Source organism: Thauera sp. (assembly GCF_035444905.1).
Taxonomy (GTDB): Bacteria; Pseudomonadota; Gammaproteobacteria; order Burkholderiales; family Rhodocyclaceae; genus Thauera.
In genome coordinates this window covers 21,896-28,092 of the sequence record NZ_DAOMPS010000052.1, presented here as the reverse complement: position 1 = coordinate 28,092, position 6,197 = coordinate 21,896, and the positions used below count along the sequence as shown (strand labels likewise).

At 64.7% G+C, this 6,197-nt stretch carries 6 protein-coding genes; 4 read left to right on the top strand and 2 right to left on the bottom strand.

Translation table 11 applies throughout. The annotated features are described in order from the left end of the window. The first annotated feature begins 182 nt into the window (after positions 1 to 182). Entirely contained in the window at positions 183 to 1,145 is a 963-nt protein-coding gene (locus tag PLC66_RS18185) for a hypothetical protein (protein ID WP_324543100.1), read from the top strand. A 60-nt stretch (positions 1,146 to 1,205) separates the two neighbouring features. On the opposite strand, the gene PLC66_RS18180 is transcribed toward PLC66_RS18185, so the two are convergent. Beyond that, on the bottom strand, positions 1,206 to 1,940 hold the full coding sequence (locus PLC66_RS18180) for a 16S rRNA pseudouridine(516) synthase (RefSeq protein WP_324543098.1): 735 nt from the start codon (positions 1,938 to 1,940) through the stop codon (positions 1,206 to 1,208). 87 nt (positions 1,941 to 2,027) lie between these two features. Here PLC66_RS18180 and PLC66_RS18175 point away from each other — a divergent pair, with 87 nt between their 5' ends. From PLC66_RS18175 to PLC66_RS18165, 3 genes are all read left to right on the top strand, one after another. After that, positions 2,028 to 2,495 carry an SRPBCC family protein gene (locus PLC66_RS18175; protein WP_324543096.1) on the top strand — a complete coding sequence of 156 codons (468 nt, stop codon included), beginning with the start codon at positions 2,028 to 2,030 and terminating at the stop codon, positions 2,493 to 2,495. A gap of 113 nt (positions 2,496 to 2,608) precedes the next feature. Then, positions 2,609 to 3,601, top strand: coding sequence for a recombination-associated protein RdgC (locus tag PLC66_RS18170; RefSeq protein ID WP_324543094.1), 993 nt, complete (start codon positions 2,609 to 2,611; stop codon positions 3,599 to 3,601). 370 nt (positions 3,602 to 3,971) lie between these two features. Then, positions 3,972 to 4,355: a hypothetical protein gene (locus PLC66_RS18165; protein WP_324543092.1), complete on the top strand. Its 384-nt coding sequence runs from the start codon at positions 3,972 to 3,974 to the stop codon at positions 4,353 to 4,355. Between the two features lie 40 nt (positions 4,356 to 4,395). Here the strand turns inward: PLC66_RS18165 and PLC66_RS18160 are convergent, their stop codons facing one another. Next, positions 4,396 to 6,003 carry a peptide chain release factor 3 gene (locus PLC66_RS18160; protein WP_324543090.1) on the bottom strand — a complete coding sequence of 536 codons (1,608 nt, stop codon included), beginning with the start codon at positions 6,001 to 6,003 and terminating at the stop codon, positions 4,396 to 4,398. Between the last annotated feature and the right edge of the window lie 194 nt (positions 6,004 to 6,197).

Sequence of the window (6,197 nt, the reverse complement as noted above, 5' to 3'; positions counted from 1 at the left end):
CCGCGATCTGCCCCCGCCAGACCATCGCCACCCCAAGGCCGGCGGCAAGATCGAGCGGGCAAGCACCACTGCTTGCGGTTAGAATCGGCAACACAACGCTCAAGGCATAAGAAGCGAACACTCATCTGCGGACCGCAAGCAGGCGACGCGGCCCACCGTACGTGCTTTAAGGGGACTCGAACGTGTCACCACGTCTCGCCATTCCAGTGCTGATCGCCGTGTTCTGCGCCAGCGCGCAGGCAGCAGACGAGATCGGCAAGGACACTGCATCACCCGAAACGCCCGAGCAGGAAATCGGCGTCCTCGAGACGAGTCGCGAGCAGGTGCGTGGCTTTTCCGTGTGGCTGGGCGAAACGGTGAACGACTGGTTTGGCAACCGTCCTTTCGAGGATGGCGGCCGCGTCACCCATGGGCGTCTCGGGCTGCGCACGCTCTGGCGCCAGGACGATGGCTTCGACACCAATGTGCGTTTCCGCGCCCGCTTCGACCTGCCCAACCTGAAGGACCGCGCCTACGTGTTCGTCGGACGGCAGAACGAGCGAGAGCTGGTGAGCGACCAATCCGAGGCCTTCACGCGCGAGCAGTTGCTGCTCGAGGAGCAACGGCGGGAAGATCAGACCGGTTTTGCCGGCCTGGGCGTGGGCTTGCGCGAGAACATCGACTTTCGCGTCGGTGTGCGTGGCGGGCTGAAGTTCTTCACCCAGGCGCGCTATCGCAAGCAGTGGGAATTGAGCGCACAGGATCGCATCGAGTTTCGCGAAACGATCTTCTGGACGAACCGCGACAGGTTCGGTTCAACCACTGCCTTCGACTATGAGCATGCCTTCACGCCTGTGCTCTCGTTGCATTGGCAGAACGCGGCCACGATCACCGAAAAGACGGATGATTTCGCCTGGGGCAGCAGTCTCGGCCTGTTCCGCCGCTTTGGTGACGACCGCATGCTGTCTGGCGAAATGATCGCCACCGGCGAGACCGGCGCCAAGGAAAACGTCGATGAATACGGCGTGCGCATGAAGTGGGTGCAGCCCGTCTATCGCGACTGGCTGATCGGCGAGTTCATCGTCGGCCACTACTGGCCGCAGCGCGAGGAACGCGAGCGCGAGCGTTCGTGGGCGGTCGGCCTCAATCTGGAAATGCGCTTCTGATCCATCTGACCCCGCGGACAGCGCAGTCGCCGTTCGTGGGGTCCGCTGCCGGGGCCGTTCTCAGGCGTAGTCGGCAAGCTGCTGCAGGTCGGCGGTCTCCAGCCAGCGCCATTGCCCGGGCGCCAGCGCCGGATCCAGCGTCAGCCCGCCGACGCGGCTTCGATGCAAGGCCTCGACCCGGTTGCCCGCGGCGCCGACCATGCGTTTGACCTGGTGGTACTTGCCCTCGCAGAGGGTCATCCGCAAGGTGGTCGGGCTGGTCAGCTCGCAGGCGGTGGCCGCAATCGGCGCCGGCTCGTCATGCAGTTGAACGCCAGCCAGCAACGTCGCTGCAAAGGCCTCGTCGACCGGGTGCTTCAGGCTCACCTCATAGACCTTGGGCGTGCGCTTCTTGCCCGAACTCCACTGGTGGATGAACTGGCCGTCGTCCGACAGCAGCAGCAGGCCAGTGGTGTCCTGATCCAGCCGGCCGATGCATTGCACGCCGCGGGCCAGCAGTTGCGGCGGCAGCAACGTGAACACCGAGGGATGGAAGGTCGGCTTCTGCGAGCATTCGTAACCGCTCGGCTTGTGCAGCATCACATAGGCGCGGGCGCGGAAGCGCCAGGCTTCCTCGCCGACACGGAATGCCAGCCCAGGCGAACCATCGAGGCTGCCAGGGTCAAATTCGGCATAGGGGTCGTCACAGGCGGTACCGGCCACGCTGACATGGCCGGCGCGGATGAGGCCACGGCATTCCTTGCGGCTGCCGAAGCCCTGAGCGTGGAGGAGGCGTTCGAGTTGCATGGGCCGCATGGTATCCCGGCTCGGGGTGCGAGCGGGTAAACTGCCGGCTTGTCCGTGGCGGCCTCGTGCCGTGCCGCGGGCGCTCGGGAGATGCACGTGAAGTTCGAACACCTGATCGAGGTCAATGACCTCAACAACCCCCTCCAGGACCCGCTGACGCGCGAAGAACTGTGGTTCGGGCTGCTGTGCCGCGCCGAGGATGCGCGCGCCTTCCTGCCCGGCCTCGAAGCCTGCCACATCGTCGAGCGCAGCGACGGCCTGCTGGTGCGCGACCTGGATTTCGGCTCGGCCGTGATCCGCGATCGCGTCACCTTCGACGCCCTGCAGTGGATCCGCTTCGAGTCCGAGGCCAATGCGGATCATGCCGGCGGCAGCCTCACCATCAGTATCGAGGAGCCCGAACCGGGTGCCCTGTTCCTGCGTTTCCGCTATCACACCACCTTGCCCGAAGGCGGTGAGGACGCACGCTACGCCGAATTCGTGCGTTCCGCCTATCACCAATCCGACGTCGATACGGTGCGCGTGATCCGCATGATCGCCGAATCCGGCGGCCTGGCGCAGTAAGCCCTCCCTCGTTTCACGCGGGCGCCGCCGCCCCGCTGCCCGTCCGGTCGAGGCCCTGGTGCCCTCGCCGGTGGGCGTACCCCATTGTCCTTCATCAACAGGAAACCTCCCCCATGTGGTTCAAGAATCTGCAGATCTATCGTTTGCCCGCCAACTGGGACATGAGCGCCGAACGCCTCGAGGCGCAGCTCGCGAAGAAGCCCTTCCACCCCTGCGGCAGCCAGGACATGGAAAGCCGTGGCTGGCTGTCGCCGCTGGGCAATGAGCTGCTCGTGCATGCCGTGGGCGACCAGTGGCTGGTCTGCCTGGGCTTCGAGCACCGCCTTCTGCCGTCCGCGGTGGTCAAGCAGGAAGCCGATGAACGCGCCGAGGAACTGGCTGAGCAGCAGGGCTACAAGCTCGGCCGCAAGCAGATGAAGGAACTGCGCGAACAGGTCACGCAGGAATTGCTGCCACGCGCCTTCACCCGTCGCCGTCGCATGTTCGCCTGGATCGATCCGGTCAATGGCTGGCTGGTGGTCGACGCCGCCAGCCAGAGCAAGGCCGAGGACATGCTCGAGCAGCTGCGCCACACCCTCGACAGCTTCCCGCTCACGCTGCTGCGCACCGAGCTGTCGCCGATGTCGGCGATGGCCGACTGGCTGGCCGGCGGCGAGGCGCCAGCCGGCTTCACCATCGACCAGGACTGCGAACTGCGCTCGGTGAGCGAGGACAAGGCAGCGGTGCGCTACGTGCGCCACACGCTCGAGGGCGAGGAGGTCAAGGGCCATCTGGAAGCCGGCAAGCTGCCGACCCGGCTGGCGCTGACCTTCGACGACCGCGTCAGCTTCGTGCTGACCGAGAAGCTCGAGATCAAGCGGGTCGACTTTCTCGATGTCGTCCGCGACCAGATCGACGGCGAGAAGGAGGACGCAGAAGCCTTGTTCAACGCCGAGTTCGCGCTGATGACCGGCGAGCTGGCGCACCTGCTGCCGGCCGTCGTGCAGGCGTTGGGCGGCGAGATCGCGGCCACGCCGGTGGAATCGAAGGTGGAGGCCAGCCTGGCACCGTCCTCGGTCAGAACGGCAACGACATCCACCGTGATGGCGGACGATCCGCCTTTCTGATTCTGCCCTGCTGGTCAATCGAATGAAGCGCCGGCTTCAGTCGGCGCTTCGTTCTTGGGTGTACACAGGTTCTATATATTTAAAAGACTGTAAACATGGTGTACCGCTCGTTTCTGTGGAAAAGTGACTTTAGTGTATTGAAAACAATAATTTGCATCATGTAGAAAAGCCTGGATAAGGCATCTGGAAGCGCGGGACGGTTTGTTGATGGAAGACGCCCTCGGTGCTGAATCAGCAGTTATCCACAATCCTGCCTGTTCCGGATCACAGCTTGTCCACCTCTTCGGCGAGCACGTCGGGCATGACGCCCGGCGGAACAGGGTGCAAAATCGCGTTTTGCTGATCGAAACAATCCACCGAAGGGATCACCATGAAGATCAAGTACGGCAACAGGGCGCGCACTGTGCTGGCAGCACTGGCATTGTCCGCGGCGGCCAGCGGCGCGATGGCGCAGGATTTCATCACCAGCAAGGCCGAGGTCGAGCAACTGCTGAGCGGCGCGACCCTGATCGGCGTCTATCTGCGCACCGAAACTGCCTACACGCTGAAGTTCGGCACCGATGGCACCCTGACCGACACCACCGGCGCCAAGGCACGCTGGTGGGTCGATGAAGAAGCCCGCTACTGCCGCGAATGGCTCGATGGCAAGCTCAAGGGCAACACGGGCTGCATGAACGTCGAGCTCGCGGACGGGCAGATTGCGCTCTACTCCGAAGGCAAGAAGGTGGTCGAGGGCATCCTCACTGGCAAATGAGCGGCAAGTCGAGGCCTCTGCGCCGCGCCTCAGGGCCTGATCAGCCCAGCACTTCCCCATGCTCGCGGGTGGCATGGAAGGTCACCTTGGGCCACTTCTCCGCCGTCACTTCCAGGTTGTAGCGGCTGGTGGCCAGATACACCGGGTTGCCGTCGATGTCCTTGCCCAGACGCAGCGCCTGCTCGCGCTCGAAGTTGCGGCGGGTGACGTCGTCAGGGAAGGTGAGCCAGCGCGCGGTGTGGATGTCGGCGGGCTCGAAGATCGCATCGACCTTGTATTCGTCCTTCAGGCGCTGGGCCACGATCTCGAACTGCAGCACGCCGACCGCGCCGAGCAGCATCTGTCCGCCTTCGAGCTCGAAGACCTGGATCGCGCCTTCTTCGCCCAGCTCCTGCAGCCCTTTCTGCAACTGCTTGGACTTGAGCGGGTCGCGCAGACGGGCGGCGCGGAACATCTCGGGCGAGAAGTAGGGGATGCCCTTGAAGCCGAGGTTCTCGCCTTCGGTCAGGGTGTCACCGATCTGCAACTGGCCGTGGTTGTGGATGCCGACGATGTCGCCGGCGACGCCGTCCTCCATGATCACGCGCTCGTTGGCCATGAAGGTGAGCACGTTGGCGAGCTTCATGTCGCGCCCGGCGCGCACATGCCTGACCTTCATGCCGGCGCTGTAGCGGCCCGAGCAGATGCGGAAGAAGGCGATGCGGTCGCGGTGCTTCGGGTCCATGTTGGCCTGGATCTTGAACACGAAGCCGCTGAAGGCGGGCTCGGCCGGCTGCACCATGCGTGCGCCGCCGTCGCGGGCCTGCGGTGGCGGTGCCCAGTCGATCAGCGATTGCAGGATCTCCTGCACGCCGAAGTTGTTGATACCCGAGCCGAAGAACACCGGGCTCTGCTGGCCGGCGAGGAAGGCGTCGAGGTCGAAGGGCGGCGAGGCGCCATCGATCAGTTCGACGTCGTCGCGCAGCTGGCCGATCTCGAGCGGGAAGCGCTTGTCGAGTTCGGGGTTGTCGAGACCCTTGAGGATCTCGCCGTCGCTGCGCCGCTCCTCACCCGGGGTGAAGGTCAGCACCTGTTGCTGCAGCAGGTGATACACGCCGCGGAAGGCCTTGCCCATGCCCAGCGGCCAGGTGACCGGCGCGCAGGTGATCTTGAGCACGTCCTCGATCTCGGCGAGCAGCTCGAAGGGCTCGCGCACCTCGCGGTCGAGCTTGTTGACGAAGGTGATGATCGGCGTGTTGCGCAGGCGGCAGACGTTGAGCAGCTTGATCGTCTGCGCTTCCACACCCTTGGCGGCGTCGATCACCATCACCGCGGCATCCACTGCCGTGAGCACGCGGTAGGTGTCTTCCGAGAAGTCCTCGTGGCCCGGGGTGTCGAGCAGGTTGATGGTGTGGCCCTGGTACTCGAACTGCATCACCGAGCTGGTCACCGAGATGCCGCGTTGCTTTTCCACTTCCATCCAGTCGGACGTGGCATGGCGAGCCGATTTGCGCGCCTTCACCGTGCCGGCGAGCTGGATCGCGCCGCCGAACAGCAGCAGCTTCTCGGTCAGCGTGGTCTTGCCCGCGTCGGGGTGGGAAATGATGGCGAAGGTGCGGCGCTTTTCGACGTCGCGCAGCAGCTCGGGCGGATAGGGAGTGGTGGTCATCAGGGTTCGCCGGCAAAAAGAAAACCGCCTGCGCGAGGGTGGGCAAGGCGGGACAGGCGCAATTCTATCAAGGAATCAGGGGCTTCCGAGGCGCCGGCCGGAGGTGGCGGTGACGATGCGGATGCGGGGCCCGCGCACCTCGCCGCAGGCATAAAAACGGGGCACGAGGACCTCGAAAGGTCGCCGTGCCCCGA